Source organism: Picosynechococcus sp. PCC 8807, from assembly GCF_001693295.1.
In the GTDB taxonomy this organism is placed as follows: Bacteria; Cyanobacteriota; Cyanobacteriia; order Cyanobacteriales; family MRBY01; genus MRBY01.
In genome coordinates this window covers 13,198-27,205 of record NZ_CP016488.1, presented here as the reverse complement: position 1 = coordinate 27,205, position 14,008 = coordinate 13,198, and the positions used below count along the sequence as shown (strand labels likewise).

Annotated in this window: 22 protein-coding genes; 18 read left to right on the top strand and 4 right to left on the bottom strand. The window is 49.2% G+C overall.

Annotated elements, in window-relative coordinates:
* Positions 1-122: 122 nt before the first annotated feature.
* From AWQ24_RS15100 to AWQ24_RS15090, 3 genes are all read right to left on the bottom strand, one after another.
* Entirely contained in the window at positions 123-419 is a 297-nt protein-coding gene (locus AWQ24_RS15100; RefSeq protein WP_065717497.1) for a type II toxin-antitoxin system RelE/ParE family toxin, read from the bottom strand.
* Positions 416-706 (bottom strand): hypothetical protein, encoded by a 291-nt coding sequence (locus tag AWQ24_RS15095; protein ID WP_030007979.1) that lies wholly within the window; start codon positions 704-706, stop codon positions 416-418. The genes AWQ24_RS15100 and AWQ24_RS15095 overlap by 4 nt, the downstream gene beginning before the upstream one ends.
* 854 nt (positions 707-1,560) lie before the next feature.
* Positions 1,561-1,980, bottom strand: coding sequence for a hypothetical protein (locus AWQ24_RS15090; protein WP_065717496.1), 420 nt, complete (start codon positions 1,978-1,980; stop codon positions 1,561-1,563).
* A gap of 208 nt (positions 1,981-2,188) precedes the next feature.
* Between AWQ24_RS15090 and AWQ24_RS15085 the strand changes: the two genes are divergently transcribed.
* The 18 genes from AWQ24_RS15085 to AWQ24_RS15005 all read left to right on the top strand — a co-directional run bounded on the left by AWQ24_RS15085 (position 2,189) and on the right by AWQ24_RS15005 (position 13,639).
* Positions 2,189-2,533, top strand: coding sequence for a hypothetical protein (locus tag AWQ24_RS15085; protein WP_065717495.1), 345 nt, complete (start codon positions 2,189-2,191; stop codon positions 2,531-2,533).
* 14 nt (positions 2,534-2,547) lie between these two features.
* The gene (locus tag AWQ24_RS15080) at positions 2,548-2,751 is read left to right on the top strand and encodes a hypothetical protein (protein ID WP_065717494.1); all 204 of its coding nucleotides are present in this window, start codon (positions 2,548-2,550) and stop codon (positions 2,749-2,751) included.
* Positions 2,752-2,835: 84 nt separating this feature from the next.
* Positions 2,836-3,387: an antirestriction protein ArdA gene (locus AWQ24_RS15075; protein ID WP_065717493.1), complete on the top strand. Its 552-nt coding sequence runs from the start codon at positions 2,836-2,838 to the stop codon at positions 3,385-3,387.
* 73 nt (positions 3,388-3,460) lie between these two features.
* Positions 3,461-3,802, top strand: coding sequence for a hypothetical protein (locus AWQ24_RS15070; protein ID WP_012308512.1), 342 nt, complete (start codon positions 3,461-3,463; stop codon positions 3,800-3,802).
* Between the two features lie 74 nt (positions 3,803-3,876).
* Entirely contained in the window at positions 3,877-4,047 is a 171-nt protein-coding gene (locus AWQ24_RS16325; RefSeq protein WP_012308513.1) for a hypothetical protein, read from the top strand.
* Positions 4,048-4,052: 5 nt separating this feature from the next.
* Positions 4,053-4,481: a DUF1071 domain-containing protein gene (locus tag AWQ24_RS15065; RefSeq protein WP_012308514.1), complete on the top strand. Its 429-nt coding sequence runs from the start codon at positions 4,053-4,055 to the stop codon at positions 4,479-4,481.
* 65 nt (positions 4,482-4,546) lie between these two features.
* On the top strand, positions 4,547-4,777 hold the full coding sequence (locus AWQ24_RS15060; protein WP_065717492.1) for a hypothetical protein: 231 nt from the start codon (positions 4,547-4,549) through the stop codon (positions 4,775-4,777).
* An 85-nt stretch (positions 4,778-4,862) separates the two neighbouring features.
* Positions 4,863-5,120 (top strand): hypothetical protein, encoded by a 258-nt coding sequence (locus tag AWQ24_RS15055; RefSeq protein ID WP_065717491.1) that lies wholly within the window; start codon positions 4,863-4,865, stop codon positions 5,118-5,120.
* A 140-nt stretch (positions 5,121-5,260) separates the two neighbouring features.
* A complete protein-coding gene (locus AWQ24_RS15050; RefSeq protein WP_065717490.1) occupies positions 5,261-6,322 on the top strand; it encodes a helix-turn-helix domain-containing protein in 1,062 nt (353 codons plus the stop codon).
* Between the two features lie 451 nt (positions 6,323-6,773).
* Positions 6,774-7,562 carry a DNA cytosine methyltransferase gene (locus AWQ24_RS15045; RefSeq protein WP_065717489.1) on the top strand — a complete coding sequence of 263 codons (789 nt, stop codon included), beginning with the start codon at positions 6,774-6,776 and terminating at the stop codon, positions 7,560-7,562.
* Positions 7,468-7,860 carry a hypothetical protein gene (locus AWQ24_RS16320; RefSeq protein ID WP_157096898.1) on the top strand — a complete coding sequence of 131 codons (393 nt, stop codon included), beginning with the start codon at positions 7,468-7,470 and terminating at the stop codon, positions 7,858-7,860. The genes AWQ24_RS15045 and AWQ24_RS16320 overlap by 95 nt, the downstream gene beginning before the upstream one ends.
* Positions 7,861-7,950: 90 nt before the next feature.
* The gene (locus AWQ24_RS15035) at positions 7,951-8,211 is read left to right on the top strand and encodes a hypothetical protein (RefSeq protein ID WP_065717487.1); all 261 of its coding nucleotides are present in this window, start codon (positions 7,951-7,953) and stop codon (positions 8,209-8,211) included.
* Positions 8,212-8,581: 370 nt separating this feature from the next.
* Complete coding sequence (locus AWQ24_RS15030) at positions 8,582-9,331, top strand: hypothetical protein (RefSeq protein ID WP_065717486.1); 750 nt, start codon at positions 8,582-8,584, stop codon at positions 9,329-9,331.
* A gap of 38 nt (positions 9,332-9,369) precedes the next feature.
* Positions 9,370-10,131 carry a hypothetical protein gene (locus AWQ24_RS15025; RefSeq protein ID WP_232318917.1) on the top strand — a complete coding sequence of 254 codons (762 nt, stop codon included), beginning with the start codon at positions 9,370-9,372 and terminating at the stop codon, positions 10,129-10,131.
* A 75-nt stretch (positions 10,132-10,206) separates the two neighbouring features.
* Positions 10,207-11,259, top strand: coding sequence for a metal-dependent hydrolase (locus AWQ24_RS15020; RefSeq protein WP_065717484.1), 1,053 nt, complete (start codon positions 10,207-10,209; stop codon positions 11,257-11,259).
* Positions 11,260-11,481: 222 nt separating this feature from the next.
* Positions 11,482-12,420, top strand: coding sequence for a phage tail tape measure protein (locus AWQ24_RS15015; RefSeq protein ID WP_083993588.1), 939 nt, complete (start codon positions 11,482-11,484; stop codon positions 12,418-12,420).
* The gene (locus AWQ24_RS15010) at positions 12,386-12,901 is read left to right on the top strand and encodes a hypothetical protein (protein WP_065717482.1); all 516 of its coding nucleotides are present in this window, start codon (positions 12,386-12,388) and stop codon (positions 12,899-12,901) included. Before AWQ24_RS15015 ends, AWQ24_RS15010 begins: the two co-directional genes overlap by 35 nt.
* Before the next feature lie 480 nt (positions 12,902-13,381).
* Positions 13,382-13,639, top strand: a complete 258-nt coding sequence (locus tag AWQ24_RS15005; protein ID WP_157096897.1) for a hypothetical protein — start codon at positions 13,382-13,384, stop codon at positions 13,637-13,639.
* On the opposite strand, the gene AWQ24_RS15000 is transcribed toward AWQ24_RS15005, so the two are convergent.
* Entirely contained in the window at positions 13,636-13,950 is a 315-nt protein-coding gene (locus AWQ24_RS15000; protein WP_065717480.1) for a hypothetical protein, read from the bottom strand. The two genes, AWQ24_RS15005 and AWQ24_RS15000, sit on opposite strands and share 4 nt — an antisense overlap.
* Positions 13,951-14,008 lie beyond the last annotated feature (58 nt).

Sequence of the window (14,008 nt, the reverse complement as noted above, 5' to 3'; positions counted from 1 at the left end):
AGCCAAAAAGCAAGATTATTCATTCAATAATATTGAATCAAGATTAAAGAATCAAGAATCTTGAAAATTATTCATGAGAGCGACTTCTAATCCTCCGTAAAGTCATAGATTCAAGCGATTGCCTATTCTTCCGAAAATATATTCTCTAAATTCCGATAGCCACTAACCACCCGTACAATCTCAATACTGTCGTCACTCACTTGATAAAAAACGACATAGCCCATCACCGATAAACCCCGAAGATTAGGTCGAAGGTAATCATAGGATTTGCCGATGTAGGGAAACCGTGCCAAATACTGACATTTCTGACCAAAGGTTTTTACGAAGCGATCGCCTGCCTCGATACTTTGGCCAAGAAAGTAATCCGAAATCTCTTGAAGATCCTTGCTAGCAGATAGCGTAATACGCAGTTGTCTCATGCAGACTCAGCCCGAGCCAGATCAACTTTATTTTGGAGCTGTGCCATGACCATATCAAAACCAATGACCTGACCAACCTCAATATCCTGCAGCCCTTCATCAACCTTGAGGCGAGTCTCCTCCAGCCATGCCAAATAATCTGGATCAAGATCTGAATTTTGCTCAGTGACCTGCTCTGCCAACAAAACTAATGCCGCATCAATGGTTTCCTCAAGGGAAGTATATTGACCTTGACGAGCCAAAGACTCAAGAATTTTACTTTGCTGTGTACTGAGGGTGATTTGCATAACATTTAGACGTTCCAGCGGTGTTCTCTCAAGATAACCCATAGATTTCTGGAAGGACAGATGCTAAAGCCAGAAAGAATTCAATAATCTTGAATTAAGAGTCTTGAAAATTATTCATGGAGGCGATCGCCCCTAGTTTCTCTTGTTACGGCCCCAAACTTGAGTCGCCCCACACCCCTAGCTTAAGTTTGGGGGACAGGAAATAAGGTGTCGTCCGCGCAAAGCGCCGATGACGGTTATCTTTCGTTATTCAAAAAGCCGCATACTGCCGCTTTACCTGTCCCCATTCAGGTTATTGCCTACCTGCCGCTCACTGCCTACCAAGTCTTATCCTGCTGCCCCAAATAGTCCTGTTCCCGAAAGGTTACTTGCCGCCAACAAATCGCTTGCTTGTAGAGCCCATCAAGGTTATTGATCAGTATAGGCGGAGCAACAGGATAGAAATAAGGATGCCGCACGATTGCGGCGTAATTACGCTTCCTTAGCCGCGAAAAGGCATTCTAGCAACACCAGTCCGCCGGAGTCCGTTAGCCCGTGTCTTTTTACGTTGGGCTCCTACCGTCGCCGATCTTCGGCTGTCGGGCAGGTTTGATGCGTTGGGGCCTAAGCAAGCTACGTCCCTATCCCGGCGTTTGTGGCGTGCTTTTTTTGTTTCTTGGGCGGCACGTCGCTAGTAGAAAGAGAGAGGGGTGGGTTGGAGGGGGTAGGGGGGCGCGCAGCGTGTCTTTTTGTCCTCTTGTGTGTTGTCTAGGTGCGGGTTGCCTGTGGTTCCTGTCCGGCTGTTTTTTCGCCTGGGGGCTATGGTACAAGTCCAATAGCCCCCTGCCGCTTGTGGGCCTTGCGGCCCTGCGGGTTTAGATCAGAGTTAGCTGTCTTTGTTCTGCCCAGCTCGGTGCTTGGCTACCGTCGAGAGGGTAGATTGTCACCTTTAGCCCTTTTTTGATTGCATAGGCGATAGTGCCCCATGTGCCGCTACCGTGCCCGCTGAAGGGTTTTGTAGGGGTGCAGCGTTCCGGGCAGGGTTTATTTGGGAAAGCGATTAGCTCGGTGGCGTCGTTTACCATGCGTTGACTGCGGGCGGCGAACTGCCATCTTTCCCGGCCTTCCACATGGTAGATGGTGAGGTCTGTTTTTTCTGCGTAGTGTTCTGCTACTAGGGCGTCTAGTCCTTTAGCGTCTCCCACCCCGACCGCTGGAGGGTTTGCGGGGAGGAGGTTTAGCACTTGTTTGGTTTCTTGTGGTGTGAGTTTTCTAGGGCCGCTGAATGCAAGCATAGCTTGTTCTCTCTCTTTACTAGCTACCTCTATATTTTACCTTGTTAACTAGGTGTATTGACTGCTTTGTACATCAGTTTTTCTTATGGGCTATTCGAGTGTTTTTGCTTGTTAACAAGGTAGTTTGCGGCTATAATAGGAGCAGGCAAGGAGGAAAGTACCAGTTTCCAACCTCGCCCTAACAACCACAACTAAGTAGAGATTAGTTATGACTGCTTTAGATATTTTACGGCAGCTATCCGAGATGGCTGACCGGACGGCATATAACACTACGATTGGCCGTTACCAGTTCGAGACTAGAGACGTAGAGCTTCCGGCAGGGGTTCGGGTTTGCTGGAATACCCGTTATCGTTTCAGCTTTACCGCTGTTACCAGTTTTCATGGGGAAATTTGCGCCGAATCAGACATGGAGTTTTCCCAGCCCCTCACCAACGCAGACATCGAGAATGAATGGCGTGACCTTGCCTATGGTTGCAGTTATTTTGAGGCGCACAGCTTAGATATCAAGTATCCCTGCTGTGACTTGTTTCCTTCTGACTGGTTGCCGTATTAGGAGAGAAATTAGTGATGAGAACGTTTTATCCACCGCTTTATTACTACATTCTCAAGTCTCCCTACTCAGGCACTTGTTTTGTTTCTCGCTTATCGGCCTATTGGCTCGCGGAGCAGGTTGCTGATGGTTGGCAAGTAATCGCCAGTTATCCCACCTTGCAGGAAGCGCAAAAGCATTTATTGAGCTTGCCCAAGGGACGCGGAATCATTAGCGCCTAACTCTACTGCCTATGCCTAGCCCTCCTTTGGAGGGTTGGGAGAGTTTCCTCCACCTTGTTTAATCTTTTCAGGAATTTAAAAATTATGTTGACTCTAACCGATACCCCTCGGATTTATGTCGCTTGCCTTGCGGCCTACAACAACGGTTTTTTACATGGGGCTTGGATCGATGCTGACCAAGACGCCGATGATATCCAAGCGGAAGTACAAACGATGCTCAAGACTTCCCCGGCTTGGCAACTTGGCGACATTTGCGAAGAATGGGCGATCCATGATTATGAAGGTTTCGAGGATATCCGCCTTAGTGAGTGGGAAGACTTCGAGACTGTATCAGCCCTAGCCCAGGCGATCGCCAACCATGGCCCAGCCTTTGCTGCTTTTTATAGCGACAATCAGTATGGTGACGTTGCCTCAACGGTTGAAGCTTTCGAGGATGCTTACCAGGGTATTTACGAAGACAAAGAAGATTTTGTTTATTCCCAGCTTGAAGACCTTGGCACCCTCGATGCTTGGGAAAAGGCAGGCATGATGACCTGCTACATCGACTTTAAGGCGATCGCCCGTGATTGGTTTATTACTGACTACTTTGCAGAACCAACACCCAAGCATCAAGTTTACGTTTTCGCCTACCTATAACCATTACCCCAAAGCCTAGCCCTCCTTGGGGAGGGTTGGGAGGGGTCATATTCACTTCTCAGGAATCACAACGATGAAATATCAAGACTGGCTTAATTTATTGACAACCCTTGAAACCGCCAACAAGCATCTGTATCCCCTGACCCTAGATATTGAAGCAACTATCGACAGCGACATTGTAAAAGTGATTTTTACAGCCCCCAACGGAAAACGCCAGACAGATTACTTCCCAGCCTGTGAAGCTGTGGCGATCACCCAAGAAGTCGCCAACGGGAATCTATTCACAATCATTTGGGACTGGATGGAGTATGGCGCACTCCCACGGGAACAAACCCAAGCACACCTGAACGAACTCCATGCCGAAGATGAACCGAACCGCGCCTGTGATGAAGCCTATCTGATGGCTTATGAGTAACACCCATGCGCTCCTATTAATCCTTAGCCTGCCCTAGCAGGTGAGAAGGAGTCAGTCAGACCCACAAACGAACCATGAACAAACCCAACGCTAAAGCCTTAGCCCAGGAACTTATCAAACTCCGCAACTACATCGAGCAGCACTATTCCCGCACCTGGAATGTAGAACAAGCCCTTGGTAAACCTGGCACCACCCGACTCTACAAACTCTTTGAACAAGCAGAAGAAATCCTATTGGAAGACTAAATATTATGGCTACCACTACGATCCCCCAAACCCAGCGCCCACGTACTCCCGGCGAATGGACATTACAGCAAACCATTGAAACTTTATCCCGACCTATCCCCGATGCCCTCCTAGGTACAAAAGACCGCTCTATCACTTATTTACCCTGGCACAATGCCGTCAAAATCCTTGATAAATACTGCCCTGCCTGGACTTGGGAGATTGTGAAGATGGAAACCACAGGCGATCGCCTTTTCCTCACAGGACGGTTAACCCTGACCGTTGCCGAGGGACGAGTCTACCGCGAAGCCACTGGCACCGAAACCCTCAAATTAGTGAAGCGCACCGGAGAAATTGTCGAACATCCCTATGGCGATCCGTCGAGTAACGCTGAATCCATGGCTTTCCGGCGAGCCTGTGCCAAGTTTGGCTTAGGACTCTACCTCTACCAATAACGATAAAATTCGCCCTGGGCACAACCTTTTGCTAAAGTGCCCAGTTTCCCATTGGTGTAAACGATATGGATACGAACACAGCTAAAGCCCTTGGTTATAAGTTCACCCACACCGCCCTCACTGAACTCAACCCAGATGATGACCCCACAGCATTTAAACGGTTCATCCTTGACCACCAAGCAACCCCCCAAATTCGCAACGCCCCACCCCCAATCAAACAAGCATTCAAAGAAGGTATTCTCGAAGCAATGCTCGAACTCGCATTAGCAGAACACCAAGATATTTGTGGTGCCTAACCCTAGCAGTAATATTTAGTTCTTTTTGGGCCACTCATTCACTCTGCTAAACAGTAGAATAAACTTGTTAACTAGAGGAAAGGGCATGTCAAAACTAAACACTCTCCCTAAAAAATTTCAGGAAGTAGCCCGTGCAAAATATGGCGACCTCAAAAAAAACGAAGAAATGCACCCTTCTGTTTTTGGCGTCAGATTGCCCGTGGACATTGCTGAAAAGCTACTGAAAGAAGATGGCAGCAAAAATACTCCCTTACTCAGGAGCATCCTCATTGAAGTCATTCGCAATCAACCAGAGCTCTTTGCGGCGATCCAAGCAAAAGTCGCCAAGCTTGAAACGAAGTAATGAATTGCAATATTCGTCGCTAGTAGTTGCAAACTTACACTAGCTTTGAGTATAAATATTAAAAGACCCTCGTCTCTGAATGTTTCGCAGCATCGAGACAAGGGCAATAAAACTTATATAGATACTAAATAGATACTAACATGAACAATATTTCTTGTGCATCCCCCACGTCTGAAAAATTCTATAAACTGACCGAATCTGAATATCGAGCCGCCCTCCAACTCAAGCCCGCCGAACGAGATTTACTCTTTTACCTCCGCGTTCGTGATCCCTTTGGCGATGGCCTTGAAATCAACGTTGCTGAAATTGCCGAAGAACTAGGCCGACACCGCGCCACAATTAACAGCGCTCTCAACGTCCTCAGAAAACAGGGCTGGTTAGAACATGGCTTCAAAACCGTTAGGACGATCGCTCTCAAAACCAAAGAGGCGATCGCCGAAGCCGTTCAATCAGTGCAAGAGGCCATCACCCCAACCTCCAATCTAAAAACAAATCCCCCAGAAGACCCAAAAAATTTTACGCAAATTCCCACGCAACAAATGAAGTCTCAGGACGACAACTGTCGCGTACAGACGACAAATGAAGTCTCCACACGACAAGCGAAGTCTCCACACAACAATCAATCGCTGAAACCCAATGATTGCAATGCTTCTGAATCCCCTAAGACTTATTCAGACTATATAGACCTTATTCAGACTCTTCCAGAAAAAGAGAGAGAGAAATTTCTCAAATTTTGTGAAAAGAGAGCATCTGCACTACCCCGACCTGTGCAAATGATTGACAAGTGGATTGCTGCTAATTTCGATTGGTTGAAAAACCAGTTCTACAAGACCACTGCTAAAAAGGCAGCAGAACCACAGGCTGAAGCGCAAAAAAAACCAGATCTAACCCAAGAACAAGACAGTATCGTCAGGGATCTAGTTGCCCGTGGCGAGATAGTAAAAGTGTACTATTCAGTGTCACACCATGGTTGGTATGTCCTTTGGAAAGATAACTCTGTGCAGGAACTCCATCGGGCGCTTTCTTGGTATCAAAGCCGTGAATCAGGGGCGATCGCCAAAGGTTTTCAGAGCATCCAAGAAATTCTCAAGCAGAAACAAGCCCAAGCCCTAGAGGGATTTGCTAAAGCCAAGCCAAATCGGGCAGAACAAGACAAATCCGATGGTGGAGGGGGAGATGACTGGCCGGAACTTCAATTTTGATGAATGGGTTGCATCCACCATCCCCGACGGTTCCCCCAAGTCAAAATCCACCGGATAGTTGCATTTAATCTGAGCCCAAAACTCCGATGATTGCGGGCCGCTAAACTTACTGAGGAGCATCCTTATGAAGGTAATTCGTGAGTATCCTGACCTCCTAGAAGAAATCAAGCAGGAATTAGGCGACGTCTAAGTACCCAATTCATTTGTTAAGTCAGGTGTTTTCTGGGAACAGTGAAATGCTGAACCTGATTGCTCTTGGTGTTGATTTTTATATATCCGTGTACCTATAATACCTCCGTATCTTTTGTATCAACTTATACATATTCTTGACGGAGGTTCCCTTTTTTTCAGGGTGCATAGACATGGGTGAAGAAAGATTTGAGCAGTGGCTAAAATCCCTCCCACCAGAACCTGGGACACCATTGCTCGACTATCTGAACGATCTACAACAATGCTCAGACACTGCGAACTCTTCGGCGGCATTGGGGGCTTCTCCCATGCGATCGCCAAATATTATTCCGAAAGCATCAAAACCACGGACTACTGCGACATCGACGAACAGGCGATCGCCGTTTACTCGGAATTCTTCCCCAAAGTCACCATTCACAAAGACATCCGCACCTACTACCCCCAACAACAAGAATTCGACCTCATTACCTGCGGCTTCCCCTGCACCGGAACGTCCCACGCAGGCAGCAAAACCGGACTCCATCACCCCGAATCACAGTTATGGCGCGAAGGATTACGCATTATGTGCCAAGTCCGACCCCAATATTTCATCTGGGAGCAACCTGTGGGTATTGCCACTAGAGGTTTACGAGCAATCCTTGGGGGATGCCGAATGGCTGGCTATCAAACAACGGGTTTTACAATCGCCGCTAGTGAACTCGGCGCATCCCACCGACGGGAAAGAACGTTTATTATTGCCTACCTTGACCACAGGACAGGGCACGACCCACAACGCTGGACAGACGAAGTTAGAACAAAGGCTGAAGCAATTAGACGTTATTCCCCCTGGCTATCAATTCAGCCCAGAGGCGATGGCGATGTACATGGGTTTTCCGTGGCATCTCTTCAGCTCAATCACCGGACAACGCTTCACCCAACTGCCTACCTCGTTCCCAGTGGCCTCAAAGGACGTAACGATGTCCGCAGACTTGCCGGAAAAACTGTCACCCCAGCCCAAGCGGCGATCGCCCTCCACTTCGTTGACTGGCACCACCAACAAAAGGCGCGGTAGACCACGAGGCAGTAGTGGAAAAGCCTCTGGTTGTCTAGTCCCGTTCACTGAAGCCCGCCGTGGCAAAACCTATCCCATCATCCAAGGGGAACGGGTACCCAAAGATATTGCCCTCGATTATCCCCATCACTATCGCTGGTTTTATCAATGGAGAGAGTGGCAGGAGAAGCAGCAACGATGGGTAACGAGGTCGAAACGCATCAAGTTTCCCCAAGTCACAGCGGTACATCAATTGATCCAAGCGAATCAAAATGTGGTTCGTATCTTGAACTTTATTGAGACAGGCAGGCTTGAATAATCTGGTGTAAGACAAAAATTCCGGCCTCAATTGCCAAAGTCCGTCCGGTTCTGGATTTGGTGTAAGACAAAAAATAATTAGTTTAGACAGATGAACAACAACGACATTCTTCAATCCTTAATCAAGCACGACTCCAAAATCCTCCTTTCCCTAAGTGCCTTTGAGATATTCGTGCTCATTGCCTATCTCCAGACGGCACAACACTGGATCCATGGTGAAAGTGGCCTCGTGGTTCGGGGTCTTGTGGAGAAGCTGATCAATGCTGTTTCCCAATCAATTCCAGAAGCCGGGGCACTACTTGAGCAAGGAAATCAGCCCGGTTATGACATCACCAAGGAATATTTTGAGTGAGAGTTTTTGTAAGGAGAAATTACTGGATGCTGATAGCTGGCTTATCTTGGTTATCATCCAGTTTTTTCCTCCCTTGTGAATAGCCCCTGATTTCATCCATCTCCTTCAAATATCAATGGGGTGATCGCCAACATTCTCAACTAACCTTCTTTCGCCATTGGTCACGCTGGAAAGCAAATATTCCGCCGATAATTATTTTTCCAGTCACTATTAAGCTTCCGGTCTCGCTAGGAGGGGATCAACGCTTTAGTTTCCGGTTATGCTTAAATATGGCCGGAATCAGCACCGGAATGTTTACCGGAATTCTGACCGGAAAGTCCACCGGAAAATGCAGCCATATTATGGATCTATAGAAAATAAAAAAATTTTCATGTACGACCGGAATCAAGCCCAGCGGAAACTCGGCATCGGAAAGTCCCAATATTATGCCTACCTCAAGGCCACCGGAATCAAACCGGAACGTCGTGATGGCCGGACAACCATTACCCAGGCGGAACTGGAAACGTTATTGGCCTACAAGGAATCTCTAAACGCACCGTCGGAATCTACGCCGGAAACTACTAAGGATTTATCAGAATCCCAACCGGAATCTATAGCCCCAATGCCACCGGAAAAAGAAGATTCTCCTCCTGTAAATTCACTGGAATCTCAACCGGAAAAATCTGATGTAATTCCTCCACCTCCTCCAAATTCCGGTGCTATTCCAGACCATCAGCATGATGATATTCCGGTCACTTCTGATGAGGCTATTACTGATAGTCCGGTCGCCCAGGGTGGAGAACTTTCAACAGATTCCGGTGATGAGTTTCCGGTGCTCTATGAAGAGGGGATAATCTCTGAATTTCCGACCACCTCCATGGACAACCTCGACCTTTCCGATGAGTCCGATCTTGATGCTCTCATTCGCATTGCCCAGGCCAAGAAAGCGAAGCAAATTCTCCAGCCAGAATTGGTGATGGCCCACCTCGTTGAGCAGATGACGGAGGATGATCTACCGGAAGATTTACGCCGCAAGATTGAGCAGACCCGGAGGGCGATCCGTGACCCTTTAGCCAATCCCGCCGCGATCGCCAGCCAGATCCTTACCAAATATCGCAGCGGGTCAATCCAGAAAACCTAAGCCAAATCATTTCCATCATTCAGGAGGGCCACCATTGTTTGGTTCTGGGGGAAGCGGGTTTATTCGAGGGGCTACCAGAGGCGATCGCCGCTGCGGTAGACATTGAACCCTGGGCGATTGTCGCCTACCAAGGCAGCACAAAAACATTCCTCATGGAACTAGCGAAACAATTTCGGGTGGACACCACGGAACCCAAGTACAACAAAGAGGGAGAGGTGATTGGCGATCGCCAGTTGACGGCGGATGAAATTAAGGAGAAGTTAGCCCAGGAAATTGAGAAGGGTAGCCTGTTGATTATCCCGGAAGCAAAGCGGCTACCTGCATCTATCCGTTATTGGCTAGAAACCCTCATGCGCATGGGTAAGGTAATTGTCGTGGCGATCGCCGTGGCGGTGATTAAGCGCGACATCTACCTTCAAATGCTGGAGGTGGAATTAGAGCGGCCCTCCATTGATGCCATTCGAGGTGTGATTCTGGAGGAAGCTGAAAAAAATGACTTATCCCTCACTGACCACCAGATCGCCAAACTGTTAACTGTTGCTGGCCGGAATCCCTTGTTAGCCCGTAAAGCAGTGCGGAATGAGAAGCTGGGCTTAAATCCAGAGCCGGAGCACAGTCTATACCTTGACATTAGCCCAATCATCATCTCTGCTTTGATGGCCTTCTCCATCGTCCGGTTTATTGGTTTGGGCACTGGCGATCGCGGTTTGTATGTCATTGGTGGAATCGCCCTGGTGCTGGGCGTCATGCTCCGGCAGATTGGCAAAATCAGAGGCGCGAGGCGCAAATATGGTCAATAAACTTCTCCTCTCTGGGGAGATGCCGATAGGCAGAGGGGGTATTTTTTGTCTTACACCAAACGGGAGGAATGAACCATGATGAGTGTGACCCATGCCATTATTGGCGTTTGTGGCACCACCCTACTGTTGCAAACCGCTGACCCAGTGGTGCTAGGCTTGGCAATTATTGGCTCACAAATTCCTGACCTCGACAGCTCCCATAGCCTCGTGGGTCAGGTCTTTTTTCCTGTTTCCCACTGGCTCGAAGACCGTTACCCCCACCGCACCGTCACCCACTGCCTTTTGTTTAATGCCGTCCTCAGTGCGATCGCCGGAGCACTCTGGTATCTCCTCGGTATCCCTACTCCCTGGGCGATCGCCTTACCCCTGGGTCACTTTCTCGCCATCTTCTCCGATACCTTTACCAAGCAGGGCGTGCAATTGTTTTATCCCTTGCAAGCGTGGTGTGTCTGCGGAATGAATCCCAAGCGGCGCATGAAGACTGGCGGCAAGGCTGAATATTGGGTGCTGGGAATCGCCGTCTTGATTCTGTTCCTGAACCTCAATCTTTTGAATAATGGTGGTTTCCGCGATGTTGCTAGCCGCACCTTAAATCTTCGAGACCACAGCATCAAAGCTTACAATGCCAACGCCGCCCAGTATGCGACTTGGCTCCATGTGGAAGGGGTTTGGGCCACTGACCGTAAACCCGTCAATCAAACATTTTTCATCGTGGCCGAGGATAATGGTTATCTCGTCACCGATGGCCAGGGCGTTTATAAGGTAGCTGAGAATGGCGATATTATTCCCACCCTTGTGCGCCTAGATATTCGTAATGAGCAAACGACCGAAACCTTTACCCAGGGTTTTAATGATGAGCCGTTAGGGGAAACCTTGGAGGCGATCGCCCAGCGTTATCCCGATAGCCTTATCCTGGTTTCCGGCAGTGTCACCATTGATTTCCCCGATGAGTTACCCAGTTCCTTACCCCCAGAGGTTCAGGTTTATGGCACTAGGGTCAATCTCACCTATGCTGACTTGAATCAAGTGCTCTCAATTCTTCAAGACCAATGGGCGATCGGGCAGCTCGACTTTAAGGTATTCGCCCCAGCACCCACATTCTCCAGTTCTCCCCTTGAGGGGAGCTAGAAGGGGTGTTCTCCCCTCTGGGGAGATGCCGATAGGCAGAGGGGGTATTTTTTGTCTTACACCAAACCAACGCACCCTTAGAGAATCGTGAATTTCCCTTGAATTTCACCGCAAATTGGCATAAGAGAGAATTATGCCCTAAACATTCTCCTCAGAGGGGAGATACTAATAGGCAGAGGGGGTTAGGTCGTTTTTTTGGGATTTTTTGTCTTACACCAGAAAATGATGCTGAATTTTGCCGCACAAAAACTAAAGCCCAGTGAACCCGTCCGCTACCTGTTTTCGGTGATGGTGATTTTTATGAGTTTCGGTGCCTTTTTATTGCCCCTCGGTTCCATCGCCCAACAGGAAGAACAAGAAATTGAACCCATAGAAGAAGTCAGCAATAGTCCTAGTCGCTATACCTTCAAAGTCAAACTCACTGAACTTGATGACCTCAAGGTGAAAGAAGGAGATACCGTAGGAATTAACCAGGTCATTGCCGATCGCACCCAGGATCGAGATCGCCTTTTGGTGGAAAAACAAAGATTAGAATTGGCGATCGCCCGCCTCGAAACCCTTAAAGTCACACCACCTTTGCCCCCCCGTGCTGTTCCCATGACCCCGGAACTGCCTCCGGTGAGTTACGAAACCCACAAAGCTAATATCGCCCAAGCCACTACCAAATTAGAATTAGCCAAATTGGCGATCGCCGATCAAAAATCCCTCATTGAAGAAATCTCCCAACTCAATGAGCCTTTGCTTGTCACCCACGAGAAAGCCAAACTCGAAACCCTGAAAATTGACCAACAGACCGCTGAATTAGAACTCAGCAAAGCGATCGCTAACCTCAAGGATGCCCAGGCCCAGCGGCAACACCAGGAATATCTCTCCTCCCTGGCGATCGCCGAACGTATCGAACGCGCCAATGCCAACGCCCTAGCTTACCAGCAACAACTCCAGGAGTTCGAGAACCAACAGCGCAGCCGTGCCTACCAACTCAGTGACCTCAATACCAAACTCGCCGATGTGGAAAGTCGCCTTGCCCAAGTTTCTACCGTCCGTAGCCCTTACCCTGGCACTGTACGCCGCATCAGGTGGCTGGAGCAGAGCGAAGGCACAATCAACGCTGAAATTACCCTACGACTTGGCGACCCTGACCCAATGCCAGATCGAGAATGACCCCGATTTAGCACTTATTGCCCAAGCTAAAAATGTAGAAGCATCTCGTTTAGAGAATCTTGAAGCTTCTGTTGACTACCAACGCGATCGCCGCTGGACAACCTGGTTAAACCCTAATCCTATTGGCATCATTCAAAATCTCCTTGGGGGCGGCGATCGCCAACGAGCCGAAATCCAAATCCGCAGCACCGAAGCCCAAGCTGATGCTAGTCGCCTCAATCTCCTCGAAGCTGATATCAGAACTGAGATGAGGAAAAAGGCGATCGCCGAACAAATCCAAACCGACCTTGATCAACTGGCCGACCTAGAAGCAGAATTAATGGCCGAAGAACAACGTTTAGCCCTTTTCAAAATTTACTTCCAGCGGGGCCAGGGTAGCCCTGCAGAATACCTTAATTTTCAAAATCGTTTGGCCCAGCTAACCACTGAAAAAGAGAACCTAACCGCAAAGATTAACAATATTTGCAAAGATGAACAGTAGAACAAAAACACTGACAGACTTCCTTGGGTATCCAACAGCCCAAGGATTTTTATTCTTTCCCCTAGTTCTTGAAATATCGTGCGCTATGCGCGGTTTATAAACGCATCGCTCTACGCCGCGAAGGGCACGTGCCCCCAAGGGGGCTTTATGCTGGCGAACTTGAATATTCCCGAAAGGTTCACTGCCTCGCCACAGGTTATTGAGGCCACACAGGTTTTTTATTTTCCCCGCTAAATACCCGCTACAAAGCCTATACCGAGCTGCGGCGCTGATAGTTGATTTCGGTCTGGCCCCGTGCGCGACTTCCAGAGGCACCGTTATTCCTGATTTGGCAAGGTTACTTTCCGCGCGGCCAGGGTGCATATTTCTCGCGCACTTCGGGCTTTCCGCTGGTCGTTACTGAATTGCCACAGGTTACTGAGCGGGGCAGAAAACCCCCTTGCGGTGTGGCCGCGTTGTTGTTTTTTGGGGGTTTTGCCCGTGTTTTTGTTCTGTTGGTTTCTCGTTTCTGTTTTGTTTCTCGTTGCCTTTGGTCGTTCCGGTTCTGCTGGCTCGGCCCCGGCTGTTTCTCGTTCGGTGCCCGTGGTTGTTTCCGGCCCTGCCTGTTCCCTGGCAGTGCGGGCGGCGGTGGTTCCCTCGTCTTGCTGCTTGTTGCTTTCCCGGTCTGGTCGTCCGCTCTCTGGTGGGGCGTTGTCGGCTCGGGTCGGTCGGCTCCGTCGTGCTGGGGTTCTGGTCTAGTTGACTTCGGCGAGCTCAGTCGAGCCGTCGTTCTGGGGGCTTGTCCCCCTTTGTTGTTCTTTTCGTCTGAGGTTTTTGTCGTGATTCGTCGTTCTTTTTCTGTCGGTCGTTCTGGTTCCGTTCCGCCGTGTTTCTGGCCTTGCTCTGTCCTGCGGCTGTGTCGGTTGGTCGGTGCGGGCTTCGTCTCGGGCGTTTTCTGGCTCCGTGGTCTGGGCTGAGTTCGCTTCCCCTGGGGCGGCGGCCCGTTTTGCTTTCCGCTGCTCCCGGTTGGTCGGGGTTCCGGTTTGGGTACGTCCTGGGGTCTGTTCCATCTCTGGCCCGGTCTGGGTTGTTTCGGTTCCTGTTTCTCGCTAGTTGCTTGGGGGCTTC

Bases quoted from the DNA above. Each gene is read 5' to 3' on its own strand.
- AWQ24_RS15100 (WP_065717497.1), bottom strand. From the start codon at position 419: ATGAGACAACTGCGTATTACGCTATCTGCTAGCAAGGATCTTCAAGAG.
- AWQ24_RS15095 (WP_030007979.1), bottom strand. From the start codon at position 706: ATGCAAATCACCCTCAGTACACAGCAAAGTAAAATTCTTGAGTCTTTG.
- AWQ24_RS15090 (WP_065717496.1), bottom strand. From the start codon at position 1,980: ATGCTTGCATTCAGCGGCCCTAGAAAACTCACACCACAAGAAACCAAA.
- AWQ24_RS15085 (WP_065717495.1), top strand. From the start codon at position 2,189: ATGACTGCTTTAGATATTTTACGGCAGCTATCCGAGATGGCTGACCGG.
- AWQ24_RS15080 (WP_065717494.1), top strand. From the start codon at position 2,548: ATGAGAACGTTTTATCCACCGCTTTATTACTACATTCTCAAGTCTCCC.
- AWQ24_RS15075 (WP_065717493.1), top strand. From the start codon at position 2,836: ATGTTGACTCTAACCGATACCCCTCGGATTTATGTCGCTTGCCTTGCG.
- AWQ24_RS15070 (WP_012308512.1), top strand. From the start codon at position 3,461: ATGAAATATCAAGACTGGCTTAATTTATTGACAACCCTTGAAACCGCC.
- AWQ24_RS16325 (WP_012308513.1), top strand. From the start codon at position 3,877: ATGAACAAACCCAACGCTAAAGCCTTAGCCCAGGAACTTATCAAACTC.
- AWQ24_RS15065 (WP_012308514.1), top strand. From the start codon at position 4,053: ATGGCTACCACTACGATCCCCCAAACCCAGCGCCCACGTACTCCCGGC.
- AWQ24_RS15060 (WP_065717492.1), top strand. From the start codon at position 4,547: ATGGATACGAACACAGCTAAAGCCCTTGGTTATAAGTTCACCCACACC.
- AWQ24_RS15055 (WP_065717491.1), top strand. From the start codon at position 4,863: ATGTCAAAACTAAACACTCTCCCTAAAAAATTTCAGGAAGTAGCCCGT.
- AWQ24_RS15050 (WP_065717490.1), top strand. From the start codon at position 5,261: ATGAACAATATTTCTTGTGCATCCCCCACGTCTGAAAAATTCTATAAA.
- AWQ24_RS15045 (WP_065717489.1), top strand. From the start codon at position 6,774: ATGCTCAGACACTGCGAACTCTTCGGCGGCATTGGGGGCTTCTCCCAT.
- AWQ24_RS16320 (WP_157096898.1), top strand. From the start codon at position 7,468: ATGTCCGCAGACTTGCCGGAAAAACTGTCACCCCAGCCCAAGCGGCGA.
- AWQ24_RS15035 (WP_065717487.1), top strand. From the start codon at position 7,951: ATGAACAACAACGACATTCTTCAATCCTTAATCAAGCACGACTCCAAA.
- AWQ24_RS15030 (WP_065717486.1), top strand. From the start codon at position 8,582: ATGTACGACCGGAATCAAGCCCAGCGGAAACTCGGCATCGGAAAGTCC.
- AWQ24_RS15020 (WP_065717484.1), top strand. From the start codon at position 10,207: ATGATGAGTGTGACCCATGCCATTATTGGCGTTTGTGGCACCACCCTA.
- AWQ24_RS15015 (WP_083993588.1), top strand. From the start codon at position 11,482: ATGATGCTGAATTTTGCCGCACAAAAACTAAAGCCCAGTGAACCCGTC.
- AWQ24_RS15000 (WP_065717480.1), bottom strand. From the start codon at position 13,950: ATGGAACAGACCCCAGGACGTACCCAAACCGGAACCCCGACCAACCGG.